Origin of the sequence: Streptomyces sp. SID3343, from assembly GCF_009865215.1 — a bacterium.
Lineage (GTDB): Bacteria > Actinomycetota > Actinomycetes > Streptomycetales > Streptomycetaceae > Embleya.
Genome location: NZ_WWJX01001366.1, coordinates 1 through 224, shown reverse-complemented (window position 1 = coordinate 224; position 224 = coordinate 1). Strand labels below are relative to the sequence as shown.

The 224-nt window shown below is 80.4% G+C and carries 1 protein-coding gene; it reads right to left on the bottom strand.

Annotated elements, in window-relative coordinates; translation table 11 throughout:
• A partial coding sequence (locus tag GT354_RS43195; RefSeq protein ID WP_202512931.1) for a hypothetical protein occupies positions 1–224 on the bottom strand: 224 nt, incomplete at both ends.

Below are 224 nucleotides of genomic sequence, written 5' to 3'. Positions count from 1 at the left end.
GCGCGGGGTGCTTGGGCGTGCCGAGGGCGGCCCGCAGCACGCCGACGCAGGGACGGGCGATCGGGCCGACCGCCGCCGGGTGGGCCTCGTACAGCGCGACCACGAGGTCGTCGGGGCAGTGGGGATCGGCCGCGAGCAGCACGGCGGCGTCCTCGGGCAGCGGATCGGCCCGGTGGGCCGCGAGCAGACCGGCCCAGTCGACGCTCCGCCGCCGGGTCGGCCGG